The sequence below is a fragment of the Symbiopectobacterium sp. RP genome (assembly GCF_050472005.1).
In the GTDB taxonomy this organism is placed as follows: domain Bacteria; phylum Pseudomonadota; class Gammaproteobacteria; order Enterobacterales; family Enterobacteriaceae; genus Symbiopectobacterium.
In genome coordinates this window covers 2,599,783-2,614,494 of the sequence record NZ_JBGOGS010000001.1, presented here as the reverse complement: position 1 = coordinate 2,614,494, position 14,712 = coordinate 2,599,783, and the positions used below count along the sequence as shown (strand labels likewise).

The window sequence follows — 14,712 nt, the reverse complement described above, 5'->3', positions numbered from 1 at the left end:
ATGCTCACCCACTATGAAGATATTTATTACCGACAAGCAAAAAGCCGAACTCGAACACCTTCATGACACCAGTCGTGATAAGCGTGTTTGTGATCGCATCAAAGCCGTCCTGCTGGCCTCCGAAGGCTGGAGCTCTGCGTCTGCACGAAACGACGGTAAACCAACATATCAACGATTACGTCAACACTCGCAAACTTAAACCTGAAAACGGTGGGTCTGCAAGTCGGCTTTGTGCTGAAAAGACTGCGCTCTTAATCAGCTACTTATCTCAACATCTCTTCCATCATACCCACGACATCGTGGCTTATGTCGAACATCGCTGGGCTATCCGATTCAGTATTCCCGGCATGAACAAGTGGTTGCACCGTCATGGTTTCTCCTACAAAAAACCGGCGGGCGTCCCCCATAAATTCAGTGAAGAAAATCAGAAGCATTTCATTGAATATTATGAGAATTTAAAGAAAACAGCCGGCAATGAGCCGATTCTGTTTATCGATGCGGTTCATCCGACACAAGCCACAAAGCTCAGTTATGGATGGATACGAAAAGGGCATAAAAAGTCAGTTAAAACAACGGGAAGTCGAACCCGTCTGAATATACTGGGTGCGCTGAATCTGAGCGATATCGGCGGTACGGTTATTCACGATTACAAAACAATTAATGACTACAACATTGCTCGTTTTTTCATTGAGATACGCAAACGTTACCCTGATTACCGACAGAGAATCCATGTAATACTGGACGGTGCGGGTTATCACCGAACCCAATTGATAAGGATTGGGCCTTTGTCGTGAACATAGAGCTTCACTATTTACCGCCTTACAGTCCGAATCTGAACGCGATAGAACGCCTGTGGAAAGTGATGAATGAGCATACACGGAATAATCGCTATTTTGAAAACACCCGCGATTTTCGGGATGCAATATTCAATTTTTTCACCAATACGCTACCAGAAATAGCGGACTCGCTGACGTCCAGAATTCACGATTGTTTTCAGGTGCTCAAACCTGCATCTTGAGGTTTATTGGGTATATCAATATTAACAGCGATGTTTTCCATTCCTGGGTCACACAAGTCCTTATCCCAGTACTCCCTAAAAACAGGGTAATCGTGATGGACAATGCAACTTTTCACAAAAAACATAATATTCAACAAGTCATCATCGATGCAGGGTATATGGTGGAGTATTTGCCTACATATTCGCCAGATCTTAACCCCATTGAGCATAAATGGGCACAAGCAAAAAGCAAAAAAAGAGAGAGTGGTTGCGATATAGAGATTTTGTTCTCAGTCCATATGGTGTAATCAAAATTAAGTCGCTTTGCTATAGCGACGCAAAAACCTGCCTCCAAAGCGGAAGGAAATTGGGAAACGTTTTAAACACAGTTGTTCGCAGTAAAAAAGTAATAAGAAACAGAGTGCCAGCTCCCGTCATCCTCGGCGAAAGCCATAGGTATCTACACATCTTTTGCAATATCTGCTATTACGTTGCTGCATGATCTCAACTTATCCATCGGCGGGATTGATGCCCGCCTTAACCGGCGTTATCAGCGTCTGGTTAAGCAACACATGACTCCCGCAGCACCATTTGCGTCAGCCGTTAAAGACCTTGCCTGCGCGCAGAAAACAACATTCGCCACTACTCAGGCCGTTTGGCGTTTTTTTAATAATGAACGTATTAGCTTCAGTCAGCTCAATGAACCGATTATTTCGCTGGCTCTCCGGCAGGTTGCACTTAGCCCGCATCCATACGCTCCCGTCGTTCACGACTGGTCTCATTTACAGTTTCGTACCCACAATGGGAAAGAAGAACGTTTGAAAATGACGCATGGTGGCGACGTCGGTTATGAACTACAAACCCGCCTACTGGTTGATGCTGCAAATGGTTTACCAATAGCGCCCCTGTCTCAAACTCTAACCGATAGGGCGGGTTGTCGTTCAACGCTAACCGAGGGCTTGTCTGAGAGTCTGACTCATATGGATGCTTTGACGGCTGATATCGCCCGCGTTGAGTCTCTTGATACCGGGAAGAAGTTAGTTCATCTCATTGACCGTGAAGGTGACTCTATCGGGCATATGCGCACATTAAGCTCCCAGGGAATATGTTGGCTTATCCGGGGAAAGGAAGGGCATTGGGCCGAGTGGGGCGGTGACACCCGTAAAATTGGTGAAATTGCAGACGATCTGCCATTTATCGCAAACGGACAGGTTGGCTGGAAAGGGAAAAAAGCCAATATGGAGATCGGGGAAACATCCGTGATCATAACGCGAACAGCAAAACCGAAGCGGAAAGACAAGAGCACCGGACGGCGAGTGAAAGTTCAGCCAGGCGTAGCTCTGACACTCAGATTAGTTGTGGTTCGCCTTACCAATACTCACGGTAAATTTATCGGACGCTGGACGCTGCTCACAAACGTTAGCAACGAGATCACCAGCGCGGAAGTCGCTCGCTGGTATTACTGGCGCTGGGGTATTGAATCCTTTTTTAAGCTGCTGAAAGGTGCCGGTCATGATGTAGAAAAATGGCTTCAGCGCAGTGCTGGTGCCCTGCTACGCAGGTTATTGATAGCTAGCATGGCATGTGTGCTGGTATGGCGGCTGCAACGCGCTGAAGGAGACGACAATGCGGCAGCCCGTCAGTTAATTTGCCGATTATCCGGACGACAACAAAAACGAGGGCGTAAAGAAAGCGCCCCAGCGCTGCTTGCCGGACTATCCATCCTGCTAAATACCTTGACGTTATTAGCAGACTATACCCCGGAAGAACTTGCCCACTTCGCTATGGTGGTTTTTAACCCTTGATGATGTGTAGATATCTATGGTGAAAGCCGGGGGATTTCTGTCAGAAAGAACGCGTTTCCCTTGTGCGAGATTCCTGCCTTCGCGGGAATGACTGGGCGTCGGCGGGAACAGCTGTTTTAGATAGGCTTGTCACTAAAATAAAAGCCCCTGAATCAGGGGCTTTTATTATTTGCGTAGAAAAAGATTATTCGACGCGCAGGATGCGGCAGGTGTTGGTGGTGCCTACCGTACTCATGACGTCGCCTTGAGTGACGATAACCAGATCCCCAGACACCAAGAAGCCTTTGTCACGCAAACGAATAACCGCATCGTTAGCTGCGGCAACACCGTCGGTGTAACTGTCAAAATGTACCGGTGTAACACCACGGTAAAGCGCCGTGAGATTCAAGGTATGCTCATGGCGAGACATGGCGAAAATGGGCAAACCGGAACTGATACGAGACATCATCAGCGCGGTGCGGCCAGACTCGGTCATGGCAATAATGGCGGTAATGCCTTTCAGGTGATTCGCAGCATACATCGTGGACATGGCAATCGATTCTTCGATGTTATCGAATTGCACATCCAGACGGTGTTTGGAGACATTGATGCTCGGAATTTTTTCCGCGCCGAGACACACGCTGGCCATCGCTGCGACGGTCTCTGCCGGGTACTGGCCGGCAGCGGTTTCTGCTGACAGCATTACGGCATCGGTGCCATCCAACACGGCGTTGGCGACATCCATGACTTCAGCACGGGTCGGCATTGGGTTGGTGATCATAGACTCCATCATCTGGGTCGCGGTGATCACTGCACGGTTCACCTGACGTGCACGACGGATCAGTTTCTTCTGAATACCGACCAGTTCCGGGTCACCAATTTCAACCCCCAGATCGCCACGTGCCACCATTACCACATCGGAGGCCAGAATGATGTCATCCATGGCTTCGTCTGTCGCGACGGCTTCCGCACGTTCTACCTTGGAAACGATCTTTGCTTGACTGCCGGCATCGCGTGCCAGTCGGCGTGCGTAATTGAGGTCTTCGCCGCAGCGAGGGAAAGATACTGCCAGATAATCGACGCCAATTTTGGCCGCTGTAATGATATCGGCTTTATCTTTCTCGGTTAAGGCTTCGGCAGACAGACCGCCACCGAGCTTGTTAATCCCTTTATTATTGGACAGAGGGCCGCCAACGGTCACTTCGGTAAACACCTTCATGCCGTCTACACGCAATACTTTCAACTGTACGCGACCATCGTCAAGCAACAAGATGTCACCTGGCACCACATCGGCTGGCAAGCCTTTGTAGTCGATGCCCACTTTTTCTTTATCGCCTTCACCTTTGCCCAGGTTGGCGTCCAGCAGGAATTTGTCGCCAACGTTCAGGAAGACTTTGCCTTCCTTGAAGGTTGAAACGCGAATTTTTGGCCCCTGGAGGTCGCCCAGAATTGCCACATGGCGGCCCAATTTTGCTGCGATTTCACGCACTTTGTCCGCACGCAGCTGGTGATCTTCAGGCGTACCGTGCGAAAAATTCAGGCGGACTACGTTAGCGCCTGCGGCAATGACCTTTTCCAGATTATTGTCGCGGTCGGTAGCTGGCCCCAGCGTAGTGACGATTTTGGTTCTTCTGAGCCGTCTGGACATGTATAACTCCGTTGACTTGTGAAGCAATAGTGAAGTGAGTAGTGCCGAACCGCGCTCTCGCATCAGATAAAATGCAAACACGGCCCGCATCCGTGGTTAATTTCGGGTGGCTGTACCGGGCAATGGTCATGTATAGCAGCCATTATTCCTTAAGGATAGCCAACCCTTCCCCTTGTTATGGTTATCGTGTCGGGTAACTCGTTAAATACAAACGCATTGTGCTAACAAAAATAATATTTTAATAAAAACACCTGTTTATATAAACACAAAATTGTAAAACAAGTGCTTAGTGCTCGTTACCGTAGGAACCCCCAAAACGATCGCTTTTGTCAAAGCGCGACTCCCGTAAGGCTTCCTTGACGCGTTTAAGGTTATCCCTGAATTTGGCACCGCGACGCAGCGTAAAGCCGGTTGCCAATACGTCAATCAGCGTTAACTGCGCGATACGGGACACCATGGGCATATAAACATCCGTGTCCTCCGGCACATCGACGCGCAGCGTCAAAGACGCCTCGTGGGCAAGGGGACTGGCGTCTGACGTGATGGCGATAACCGTTGCATCGTTTTCCCGTGCTAACTGAGCCAGTTCAACCAGACTTTTGGTCCTGCCGGTATGGGAGATCAACACCACAACGTCCCCATCGCAGGAGCTCATGCAACTCATGCGCTGCATGACAATGTCATCAAAGTAAACGACAGGAATATTAAAGCGGAAGAATTTATTCATCGCATCGTGCGCCACGGCGGCAGATGCACCAAAGCCGAAAAACGAGATTTTCTTGGCCTGTGTCAGCAGATCGACGGCACGATTGAGCGCGGTGATATCCAGATTCGATTTGGCGTGCTCCAGCCCTGCCATGGTAGATTCAAAAATTTTGCTGGTATAGGAATCGACGCTGTCATCTTCATCGACGTTACGGTTAACATACGGCGTGCCATTGGCAATGCTTTGCGCCAAATGAAGTTTGAAATCGGGAAAACCTTTGGTTTCCAAACGGCGGCAGAAGCGGTTGACGGTGGGCTCACTGACCTCCGCCATACCAGCCAGTGTGGCAATACTGGAGTGGATGGCGGTATGTGGTGCAGCCAAAATAACCTCTGCCACTTTTCGTTCTGATTTGCTGAGGAGCTCAAGGTGGCTCAGAATTTTGTCCAGCATGTTCATATAATGAGACCATGTGCGATTTTATCGATTTCAACCAGAGGGAAACCGATGCAGAATTCATGGGAATATACTACGCCCTATGTCGGGTTGGCAGGGAAAACTGCGTAAGGCTGCGCATTTTTTTCTGAGAACATGACGTGTGTCTAACTTTCAAAAAAGTAACCGACTGTCAGAAAAGACAGAAAATTTCTCTTTTGGAGGAACGCCTAAACCGTTTCAGTTATTCATACAGTGGATTTTTTCATCATTACGTGATGCACATTATGAAACTTAATGATGTTTATTGACGGGTTTACGGGTCCTAGTCAAAAAGAGTACATTATTGCTGTAATAAAATTACAACATCCTGCAACGAGGAGATGAACATGGCGGTAACTTCAACAGCCCAGGCGTGTGATCTGGTTATTTTCGGTGCGAAAGGCGATTTGGCGCGCCGAAAATTGCTGCCGTCTCTGTATCAATTGGAAAAAGCCGGTCACATTCACCCGGACACGCGCGTCATCGGCGTGGGACGAGCAGAGTGGGATAAGGAAAAATATGTCAGCGTAGTCCGCGAAGCATTAGACACCTTCATGAAGGAGCCTATCGATGACGGACTGTGGCAAACGCTGAGCGGTCGGCTGGATTTTTGCAATCTCGATGTACAGGATACTGCCGGTTTCAAACGTCTGAGCAAAATGCTCGATCAAAAGAACCGTACCACCATCAACTATTTCGCCATGCCGCCCAGCACTTTCGGCGCAATTTGTCGCGGGTTAGGTGAAGCGGGGCTTAACAAGTCGCCGTCGCGCGTGGTGATGGAAAAACCGCTGGGCTCCGATCTGGCTTCTTCTCGCGAGATCAACAATCAGGTAGCCGAATATTTCGACGAGTGTCAGGTGTACCGCATCGACCATTATCTGGGTAAAGAGACGGTACTCAACCTACTGGCGCTGCGTTTTGCCAACTCGCTGTTCTCTGCCAACTGGGATCACCGCACCATTGACCACGTGCAGATCACCGTAGCGGAGGAGGTAGGCATTGAGGGGCGTTGGGGCTATTTCGAGCATGCTGGGCAGATGCGCGACATGATCCAGAACCATCTGTTGCAGATCTTGACCATGATCGCCATGTCCCCGCCGTCGGATCTGAGCACCGACCGGATTCGTGACGAAAAAGTGAAAGTGTTGCGTTCACTGCGCCGCATCGATCGTTCCAACGTGCATGAAACCACGGTGCGTTCAGTGGCTTCGTCGGCGCGGTTCTTCAGGTTCGGAACCCGGCGGTTCTGGTTAACCAGCACATCAATGCCGCCTTCAGCAGCCAGTTCCTGATAACGGTAAAATGTATCGCGTGACACGCCCATGCTCTTGCAGGCTTTTGATACGTTACCGAGTTCTTCGGCGAGATTGAGCAGGCCGGCTTTGTGTTTGATAATGGGATTGTTAGTATGAAGCATGAGAGTTACCTCGCGTTTTGTTTAAGGATTAGACACCCATATCAAAACTGGTAACTCTCAACCTTTCAAGGTCCAGTGTCAGATCTAGTCGCGACTAATACAGATAATTACTACTGGCTACGTGATGATGCGCGGGAAGATCCGGCCGTATTGTCGTATCTGCAAGCAGAAAACGCATATTGCGTTTCGCATATGCAACCCTGCGATGCAGTGAAAGAAACGCTGTATCAGGAGATGGTCGCGAGGATCCCCGCGCAGGATGCGTCGGTGCCTTATGTTAAACGTGGCTATCGCTATCAGACACGCTATGAATCGGGTAAAGAATACGAGTGCTATGTGCGGCAGCCTGCATCGGAAACGGAACAGTGGCAACTGCTGCTGGATGAGAATGAACGTGCCGCAGACAGCGAGTTCTATCATCTGGGGGCACTGTCCGTCAGTCCGGACAACCGATTGCCGGCGCTGGCAGAGGATAAAATTTCTCGCCGGCAGTATGACAACCTCGAGAGCGGGGAGTGGTTACCGGACGTCATTGAACACGTCTCGGCGAACATGCAGTGGAATGTTGATGCCTCCGTGATTTACTACGTGCGTAAGCACCCGCAGACGCTACTTCCCTTTCAGGTATTCATGCACAGCCTCGGTGATGATGTCAGCCAAGATCGGTTAGTCTATGAAGAGCATGATGATACCTATTATGTCAGTCTGGATGAAACTACCTCTGAAGCGTATATCGTTATCTTTCTAAGCAGTACCAGCAGTACGGAAGTTCGCTTGCTGGATGCGCACGATAGTGACGCCGTGCCTCAGGTGTTTATTCCGCACCGCAAAGATCATGAGTATGGCGTGGATCACTATCAGGGTGCGTTCTATCTGCCTATCTGCGCTCGAACCGTGAGGGCAAAAACTTCGGCCTGTATCGCACTGTCGGCTGGGATGAGTCCGCGTTGGAAACGCTCATCGCGCAGCATAGCAGTCGCGTGCTGGAAAGCTTTGAGCTGTTCCGCGATTGGCTGGTACTGAAAGAACGGGAGAAGGGCTTAACCTCGCTGCGTCAGGTGCATTGGTAGACCGGTGCCGAAAAGAACATCAGCTTTAACGATCCCAGCTACGTTACTTGGCTCGCTTACAATCCTACGCCTGAAACGTCGTTGCTGCGTTTTGGTTATTCGTCCATGACCACGCCAACCTCGCTGTACGAGATTAATCTGGATAGCGGTGAACAGAGCCTGCTCAAGCAGGCGGAGGTCAAACACTTCTCCGCCTCGGATTATTGCAGCGAACGCCTGTGGATCACCGTGTGCGATGGCGTTGAAGTACCGGTGTCGCTGGTGTATCGCCGTGACTGCTAGCAGCCCGGTAATAATCCGTTACTGGTGTATGGCTACGGTGCCTACGGTAGCAGTATGGAGCCGGATTTTAGCGTGAGTCGCCTTACTCTGCTCGACCGAGGGTTTGTCTTTACGTTGACCCACATTCGCGGTGGCGGGGAGTTAGGGCAGCAGTGGTATGACGACGGACGCTTGCTCAATAAGATGCACTCCTTTACTGATTTTATTGATATCTCCCGCGCATTGGTGGCGCAGGTGCCGTTTGTCGATGTGCTGACCACCATGCTTGATGAGTCAATTTCTTTGACGACTAGGGAAATCCTGGGGAGGAACGTTATTATGACTACATCAAAAACTACAGCCCTTACGACAATGTCAGCGCTCAAGTCTACCCGCATCTGTTGATTACTACAGGGCTGCATGACTCGCAAGTTCAATATTGGGAACCCGCCAAATGGGTGGCCAAATTGCGTGAGCTGAAAACTGACGACAACCTGTTGCTGTTGTTAACCGATATTGACGCCGGGCACGGGAGAAAATCGTGGCGATTCAAACAATACGAAGACATTGCGCTGGAATACGCATTTTTGCTGATGGTCGAAGAGAAATAAGATACAAGGTAGCGACTGGAGTAATCCCGCTGAGCGGGATTACCCGTTCAGCGCACTAAAGCATCAACTCACCGTATCGGTTCGCTGAGCGCGTTTGGACCGTTTATCCGCTCGTTTTTCTGCTGCGGTTTTCAACGGTTTTTTCTTGCTGTTTTTTTTGCTGTCCATACCTTTACTCATTTGATTTGCCTCTCTCGGTAAAAGGTGGTTTGCCCTACCATTAACTGCCTGTTGAGCATATAGCCAACCGACTTAAAAATGATTACAGCCAATGCCCTGATATGTGGCAAAAAATACAGCTAATTGTTATCAAAATAATGTCGCTTGGCTATAACATGCAAGCGAAAAAAGTGTTTTGGACAGCAGATTCCAAGCTATTTTGCCTTGGGTTCGTAGGGGAGGCGGGAGAACTGCAACGAACGTTGGCGGTAGAACGCGATGCGTTCACGAAAATAGTCACGCAGATGCTCCGGTTGCTCTCTTTCAACCACTTCTGGAATGACTGGCATGTTGTACCGTTCCTTGAACGCCACGCCAGAGGCTGCGAGATCAACATTCACTTTGTCCATCTCTTGCGCAGGAAGGTTAGCCAGATTATACGCCATTGTTCTTATCCTCAGGGCCGCCAGTGAGTGTGCATGATAGCATTTTTTGCCTGGCGGGCACACGCGGGTATTGCTTCATGACCTGATGGGCTTTGTTGAATAATAGTGAGTCATGCTGTTTTGCCAAGCCAGTTTTGGTAGAAAATGCTTGTCACCTCAGGTTTACAGTTTTCTTATGAGGCCTAACTGCATGATTTTGCGTTGCGAGGATCTGTCGTTTCACCGGGGGTGCAGCATAAAATATGTTTATTCAACAAAGTCGACCTGATGCTAAAAAAAGAATGATTATTCTTTATATTATTAAATAGACGTGGCGGTTTTTATAAATATCCTGAAGTACGTTGAAATAAAAATCATTCTCAAATAGATGTGTTAAATAACCATTTAATGAAATTGAAAATCGTTATCAATTATTTATATTGATGATTAATAATGATTTATTTTTTATGTTAATTACATTGATAATAAGATGTTTTTTATTTTTTAACAGCAAGGCATAATGGGAAAAAATTGACTCACTTGGCAATCAGAGGGAATGAAAGATGCTTAAAAAAGAGATGATTCAACAATTAAACGATCAGCTAAACCTAGAATTCTATTCTGCTAATATATACCTGCAAATGAGCGCATGGTGTGGTGATAAAGGGTTTGAAGGTGCGTCAGCATTCCTGAAGACACATTCTCAAGAAGAGATGGAGCATATGCAACGCCTATTCAATTATTTAGATGATACCGGCAGCATGCCAATACTGGGAGCCATCGCCGCACCGCCGGTTGATTTCGCCTCTCTGGCTGACGTGTTTGAACAAACCTATGAGCATGAGCAATTAATTACGCGAAAAATCAATGAGCTGGCTCATGCAGCAGTAACGCAGCAGGATTATTCAACGTTCAACTTTTTACAATGGTATGTTGCTGAGCAACATGAAGAAGAGAAATTGTTTAAATCCATTCTCGACAAGTTGGCATTGGTGAATACCGCGCAAGGGGGGCTGTTCTTTATCGATCAAGACCTGAAGAAAATGACGAGCGCACCGACTCAACAGTAATGCTTTATCACATTCCCTTCAGGCTTAGCCTGAAGGGAATGTGTATTAACATACGCCGAAATTGCCTGAGCCTGTTTAAGATTTTGTGTAAATGCCTTTCCTCAGAAGTGACCGTCAAGGCGGTCACCGAACTCGATAATAAAGCGACTCATTGCCATACGCCAGTCTTGTAAGAGCATCGTCCATTTCTGCGATGCCGCCTGGATTGCCAGCCACACGACCTTCTTCACCGAGTCATCAGTCGGGAACAGCTTGCGTTTCTTGATTGCATGCAGGATCACGCTGTTCAGTGATTCTATAGCCAAGCGACTTAATTTTGATTACACCATATGGACTGAGAACAAAATCTCTGTATCGCAATCACTCTCTCTTTTTTTTGCTTGTGCCCATTTATGCTCAATGGGGTTAAGATCTGGCGAATATGTAGGCAAATACTCCACCATATACCCTGCATCGATGATGACTTGTTGAATATTATGTTTTTTGTGAAAAGTTGCATTGTCCATCACGATTACCCTGTTTTTAGGGAGTACTGGGATAAGGACTTGTGTGACTCAGGAATAGAAAACATCGCTGTTAATATTGATATCAAATAATCCGATAGCAAACAGCGTTGTGCCTAATAAAGCGCCGATAACATTTGTTCTTCCCTTGGCTCCCCCGTTCTTCAGGCCAAAACACCGTTGACCTTTTGGGGAATAGCCGTGAGTCCGTGGGGTATCGTGTGGAAAACTACTTTCATCAATAAAAACAATAGGTTTTCCTTCTTTTTCATACTGTTGTATTTTTTGTTGAAATGCTTGCCGGGCACTTTCGTCGGCTTTCGGATGACATAGAGTTTTTTTTTATAGGTCAATCCCAGCTTTTTAAGAGCTTGCCAAATGGCCTTCTGACAAACGCCAAAATGCTCTGCACGTTCTTTTTGGTAAGCATCTGGATATGGTTCAACATCTTTTATCAACTTGGATTTATCGATCTTTCGCTGACGCGTGGTCGATGCTTTTGACGCTATTTGATTAATCCAACGCGATACAGAGGCAGGGCCAATCCGAAATTGCTTCGCTGTTTCTCGGATACTCAACCCTTCTTCTTCCCGTGTAGATATCACTTTACGTCTAAAATCAATTGAATAGCTCATTTAAATAATGTAATCAAAATTAAGTCGTTTAGCTATATCAGCGTCTGGTTAAGCAACACATGACTCCCGCAGCACCATTGGCGTCAGCCGTTAAAGACCTTGCCTGCGCGCAGAAAACAACATTCGCCACTACTCAGGCCGTTTGGCGTTTTTTTAATAATGAACGTATTAGCTTCAGTCAGCTCAATGAACCGATTATTTCGCTGGCTCTCCGGCAGGTTGCACTTAGCCCGCATCCATACGCTCCCGTCGTTCACGACTGGTCTCATTTACAGTTTCGTACCCACAATGGGAAAGAAGAACGTTTGAAAATGACGCATGGTGGCGACGTCGGTTATGAACTACAAACCAGCCTACTGCTTGATGCTGCAAATGGTTTAGCAATAGCGCCCCTGTCTCAAACTCTAACCGATAGGGCGGGTTGTTGTTCAACGCTAACCGAGGGCTTGTCTGAGAGTCTGACTCATATGGATGCTTTGACGGCTGATATCGCCCGCGTTGAGTTTCTTGATACCGAGAAGAAGTTAGTTCATCTCATTGACCGTGAAGGTGACTCTATCGGGCATATGCGCACATTAAGCTCCCAGTGAATATGTTGGCTTATCCGGGGAAAGGAAGGGCATCGGGCCGAGTGGGGCGGTGACACCCGTAGAATTGGTGAAATTGCAGACGATCTGCCATTTATCGCAAACGGACAGGTTGGCTGGAAAGGGAAAAAAGCCAATATGGAGATTGGGGAAACATCCGTGATCATAACGCGAACAGCAAAAGCGAAGCGGAAAGACAAGAACACCGGACGGCGAGTGAAAGTTCAGCCAGGCGTAGCTCTGACACTCAGATTAGTTGTGGTTCGCCTTACCGATACTCACGGTAAATTTATCTGTATTAGTCGCGACTAGATCTGACACTGGACCTTGAAAGGTTGAGAGTTACCGGTTTTGATATGGGTGTCTAATCCTTAAACAAAACGCGAGGTAACTCTCATGCTTCATACTAACAATCCCATTATCAAACACAAAGCCGGCCTGCTCAATCTCGCCGAAGAACTCGGTAACGTATCAAAAGCCTGCAAGAGTATGGGCGTGTCACGCGATGCATTTTACCGTTATCAGGAACTGGCTGCTGAAGGCGGCATTGATGCGCTGGTTAACCAGAACCGCCGGGTTCCGAACCTGAAGAACCGCGCCGACGAAGCCACTGAACGCGCGGTTGTTGATTATGCTATTGAGTTCCCGCCCCATGGGCAGCACCGGACCTGTAATGAGCTGCGTAAAAAAGGCGTGTTTATCTCCGGCAGCGGCGTGCGCTCCATCTGGCAACGACACGACCTGGAGAACTTCCGTAAACGCCTGAAGGCGCTTGAGGAAAAGATCGCCAGAGAAGGCATTGTCCTTACCGACGCTCAAATCGCAGCCCTGGAGAAGAAGGCGCACGATGATGAGGCCTGCGGTGAAATCGAGACGGCACATCCCGGGTATCTGGGCTCGCAGGACACCTTCTACGTGGGCAATCTGAAGGGGGTGGGCCGTATCTACCAGCAGACGTTCGTGGATACGTACTCGAAAGTGGCGCACTGCAAGCTGTATACGAATAAAACACCGCTCACCGCCGCCGACCTGCTCAATGATCGCGTACTCCCGTTCTACGAGGTTCAGGGACTGCCGGTGCTGAGAATACTGACCGACAGGGGTACGGAGTACTGTGGTAAAGTGGAGCAGCATGATTATCAGCTTTATCTGGCTATCAACGATATCGAGCATACGAAAACGAAGGCGATGTCTCCGCAGACGAACGGCATCTGCGAGCGCTTCCATAAAACCATTTTGCAGGATTTTTATCAGGTTACGTTCCGCAAGAAGTTATATGGAGACCTGGAAAGCCTGCAGGTAGATCTGGACAACTGGTTGCTGCATTACAATAATGAGCGAACTCATCAGGGAAAAATGTGCTGCGGGCGTACGCCGATGGCCACTTTACTCGATGGAAAACGGAGCTGGGCAGAAAAGAATCTGAAGCAGATGTAATCTGATAGACACCTGTATAAATAATCGGTAACTGTCAGATCAGGTCTGAGCTAGTACAACTTACGGTAAATTTATCGGACGCTGGACGCTGCTCACAAACGTTAGCAACGAGATCACCAGCGCGGAAGTCGCTCGCTGGTATTACTGGCGCTGGGGTATTGAATCCTTTTTTAAGCTGCTGAAAGGTGCCGGTCATGATGTAGAAAAATGCCTTCAGCGCAGTGCTGGTGCACTGCTACGCAGGTTATTGATAGCTAGCATGGCATGTGTGCTGGTATGGCGGCTGCAACGCGCTGAAGGAGACGACAATGCGGCAGCCCGTCAGTTAATTTGCCGATTATCCGGACGACAACAAAAACGAGGGCGTAAAGAAAGCGCCCCAGCGCTGCTTTCCGGACTATCCATCCTGCTAAATACCTTGACGTTATTAGCAGACTATACCCCGGAAGAACTTGCCCACTTCGCTATGGTGGTTTTTAACCCTTTATGATGTGTAGATACCTATGCTATTAGGCTGTGGCGTGGTTGAGAGGTCATTGTCAAAATCCAAACCAAACTGAGGCTGATCGCTCCACTGATGCAGATGTGCCAGTTGCTCGCCGAGGCACCAAGCACTGTGAGCATCCAGCGGTTTGGGGGCGAGGTATTCCATCAGCAGAAAGCTGTGGTCCCGCGAACTGCCAACGCCATATACAGCAGGAACACGCACGGTACGACTGCGTGCCAGCAGCGCAAGCTGATCGGCTTCAGCGGTGAATTTGGGCAACATCTCACGGATATCGTTCTTTACGAAAACCCCATACTCCCCGTATTTGACCTGCCAGACGGTGTGCATCTCGCCAGCTTCACACGCCTGGTACTCGAAGATATCAGCGGTTCCAAGATGTTCATCCAATAGCTTGCCGATTGCTTGCCACATAGC

The 14,712-nt window shown here is 48.5% G+C and carries 11 protein-coding genes and 7 pseudogenes; 10 read left to right on the top strand and 8 right to left on the bottom strand.

All coding sequences use genetic code 11. The features are described 5' to 3' along the window. The first annotated feature begins 13 nt into the window (after window positions 1-13). The 3 genes and pseudogenes from ACD630_RS17370 (at window position 14) to ACD630_RS17360 (ending at window position 2,802) form a co-directional block, all read left to right on the top strand. A pseudogene (locus ACD630_RS17370) lies at window positions 14-1,018 on the top strand (IS630 family transposase). Then, on the top strand, window positions 1,015-1,305 hold the full coding sequence (locus tag ACD630_RS17365) for a transposase (protein ID WP_430359795.1): 291 nt from the start codon (window positions 1,015-1,017) through the stop codon (window positions 1,303-1,305). Before ACD630_RS17370 ends, ACD630_RS17365 begins: the two are co-directional and overlap by 4 nt. Window positions 1,306-1,488: 183 nt before the next feature. Next, window positions 1,489-2,802 carry a hypothetical protein gene (locus ACD630_RS17360; RefSeq protein ID WP_430359794.1) on the top strand — a complete coding sequence of 438 codons (1,314 nt, stop codon included), beginning with the start codon at window positions 1,489-1,491 and terminating at the stop codon, window positions 2,800-2,802. A gap of 184 nt (window positions 2,803-2,986) precedes the next feature. Here ACD630_RS17360 and pyk read toward each other — a convergent pair whose 3' ends face one another. Continuing rightward, window positions 2,987-4,429: a pyruvate kinase gene (gene pyk / locus ACD630_RS17355; RefSeq protein WP_430359940.1), complete on the bottom strand. Its 1,443-nt coding sequence runs from the start codon at window positions 4,427-4,429 to the stop codon at window positions 2,987-2,989. Window positions 4,430-4,715: 286 nt separating this feature from the next. Next, window positions 4,716-5,594 carry a MurR/RpiR family transcriptional regulator gene (locus ACD630_RS17350; protein WP_430358583.1) on the bottom strand — a complete coding sequence of 293 codons (879 nt, stop codon included), beginning with the start codon at window positions 5,592-5,594 and terminating at the stop codon, window positions 4,716-4,718. 365 nt (window positions 5,595-5,959) lie between these two features. Here ACD630_RS17350 and ACD630_RS17345 point away from each other — a divergent pair. After that, window positions 5,960-6,814: pseudogene (locus tag ACD630_RS17345) on the top strand (glucose-6-phosphate dehydrogenase); the annotation flags it as partial. On the opposite strand, the pseudogene ACD630_RS17340 reads toward ACD630_RS17345, so the two are convergent. Next, window positions 6,804-7,032: pseudogene (locus ACD630_RS17340) on the bottom strand (helix-turn-helix domain-containing protein); the annotation flags it as partial. The pseudogenes ACD630_RS17345 and ACD630_RS17340 overlap by 11 nt on opposite strands. Window positions 7,033-7,107: 75 nt before the next feature. Between ACD630_RS17340 and ACD630_RS17335 the strand changes: the two are divergent. After that, window positions 7,108-8,974 (top strand): annotated as a pseudogene (locus tag ACD630_RS17335) (S9 family peptidase). A 374-nt stretch (window positions 8,975-9,348) separates the two neighbouring features. Here ACD630_RS17335 and ACD630_RS17330 read toward each other — a convergent pair. After that, the gene (locus ACD630_RS17330; RefSeq protein ID WP_252318670.1) at window positions 9,349-9,579 is read right to left on the bottom strand and encodes a DNA polymerase III subunit theta; all 231 of its coding nucleotides are present in this window, start codon (window positions 9,577-9,579) and stop codon (window positions 9,349-9,351) included. Between the two features lie 542 nt (window positions 9,580-10,121). Here ACD630_RS17330 and ftnA point away from each other — a divergent pair. Further along, window positions 10,122-10,628 carry a non-heme ferritin gene (ftnA, locus tag ACD630_RS17325; protein WP_430359793.1) on the top strand — a complete coding sequence of 169 codons (507 nt, stop codon included), beginning with the start codon at window positions 10,122-10,124 and terminating at the stop codon, window positions 10,626-10,628. A gap of 101 nt (window positions 10,629-10,729) precedes the next feature. Here ftnA and ACD630_RS17320 read toward each other — a convergent pair. From ACD630_RS17320 to ACD630_RS17310, 3 genes and pseudogenes are all read right to left on the bottom strand, one after another. Then, window positions 10,730-10,930, bottom strand: a pseudogene (locus ACD630_RS17320) (IS256 family transposase); the annotation flags it as partial. An 18-nt stretch (window positions 10,931-10,948) separates the two neighbouring features. Next, window positions 10,949-11,374: pseudogene (locus ACD630_RS17315) on the bottom strand (transposase). Next, window positions 11,296-11,766, bottom strand: a complete 471-nt coding sequence (locus ACD630_RS17310) for an IS630 transposase-related protein (protein WP_430359792.1) — start codon at window positions 11,764-11,766, stop codon at window positions 11,296-11,298. Before ACD630_RS17310 ends, ACD630_RS17315 begins: the two are co-directional and overlap by 79 nt. Before the next feature lie 59 nt (window positions 11,767-11,825). On the opposite strand from ACD630_RS17310, the gene ACD630_RS17305 reads away from it, so the two are divergent. From ACD630_RS17305 to ACD630_RS17290, 4 genes are all read left to right on the top strand, one after another. Continuing rightward, window positions 11,826-12,356: a hypothetical protein gene (locus ACD630_RS17305; protein ID WP_430359791.1), complete on the top strand. Its 531-nt coding sequence runs from the start codon at window positions 11,826-11,828 to the stop codon at window positions 12,354-12,356. Between the two features lie 135 nt (window positions 12,357-12,491). After that, window positions 12,492-12,665 (top strand): hypothetical protein, encoded by a 174-nt coding sequence (locus ACD630_RS17300; RefSeq protein ID WP_430359790.1) that lies wholly within the window; start codon window positions 12,492-12,494, stop codon window positions 12,663-12,665. A gap of 84 nt (window positions 12,666-12,749) precedes the next feature. Continuing rightward, a complete protein-coding gene (locus ACD630_RS17295) occupies window positions 12,750-13,790 on the top strand; it encodes an IS481 family transposase (RefSeq protein ID WP_430359789.1) in 1,041 nt (346 codons plus the stop codon). A 259-nt stretch (window positions 13,791-14,049) separates the two neighbouring features. Beyond that, window positions 14,050-14,280: a hypothetical protein gene (locus ACD630_RS17290; RefSeq protein WP_430359788.1), complete on the top strand. Its 231-nt coding sequence runs from the start codon at window positions 14,050-14,052 to the stop codon at window positions 14,278-14,280. Between the two features lie 15 nt (window positions 14,281-14,295). Here the strand turns inward: ACD630_RS17290 and ACD630_RS17285 are convergent. Beyond that, window positions 14,296-14,709, bottom strand: a pseudogene (locus ACD630_RS17285) (fructosamine kinase family protein); the annotation flags it as partial. Between the last annotated feature and the right edge of the window lie 3 nt (window positions 14,710-14,712).

What these genes read in the sequence shown, in the direction of transcription:
- ACD630_RS17290 (WP_430359788.1), top strand. Translation starts at nt 14,050, where the DNA reads ATGGCATGTGTGCTGGTATGGCGGCTGCAACGCGCTGAAGGAGACGAC.
- ACD630_RS17295 (WP_430359789.1), top strand. Translation starts at nt 12,750, where the DNA reads ATGCTTCATACTAACAATCCCATTATCAAACACAAAGCCGGCCTGCTC.
- ftnA (WP_430359793.1), top strand. Translation starts at nt 10,122, where the DNA reads ATGCTTAAAAAAGAGATGATTCAACAATTAAACGATCAGCTAAACCTA.
- ACD630_RS17310 (WP_430359792.1), bottom strand. Translation starts at nt 11,766, where the DNA reads ATGAGCTATTCAATTGATTTTAGACGTAAAGTGATATCTACACGGGAA.
- pyk (WP_430359940.1), bottom strand. Translation starts at nt 4,429, where the DNA reads ATGTCCAGACGGCTCAGAAGAACCAAAATCGTCACTACGCTGGGGCCA.
- ACD630_RS17330 (WP_252318670.1), bottom strand. Translation starts at nt 9,579, where the DNA reads ATGGCGTATAATCTGGCTAACCTTCCTGCGCAAGAGATGGACAAAGTG.
- ACD630_RS17300 (WP_430359790.1), top strand. Translation starts at nt 12,492, where the DNA reads ATGGAGATTGGGGAAACATCCGTGATCATAACGCGAACAGCAAAAGCG.
- ACD630_RS17350 (WP_430358583.1), bottom strand. Translation starts at nt 5,594, where the DNA reads ATGAACATGCTGGACAAAATTCTGAGCCACCTTGAGCTCCTCAGCAAA.
- ACD630_RS17305 (WP_430359791.1), top strand. Translation starts at nt 11,826, where the DNA reads ATGACTCCCGCAGCACCATTGGCGTCAGCCGTTAAAGACCTTGCCTGC.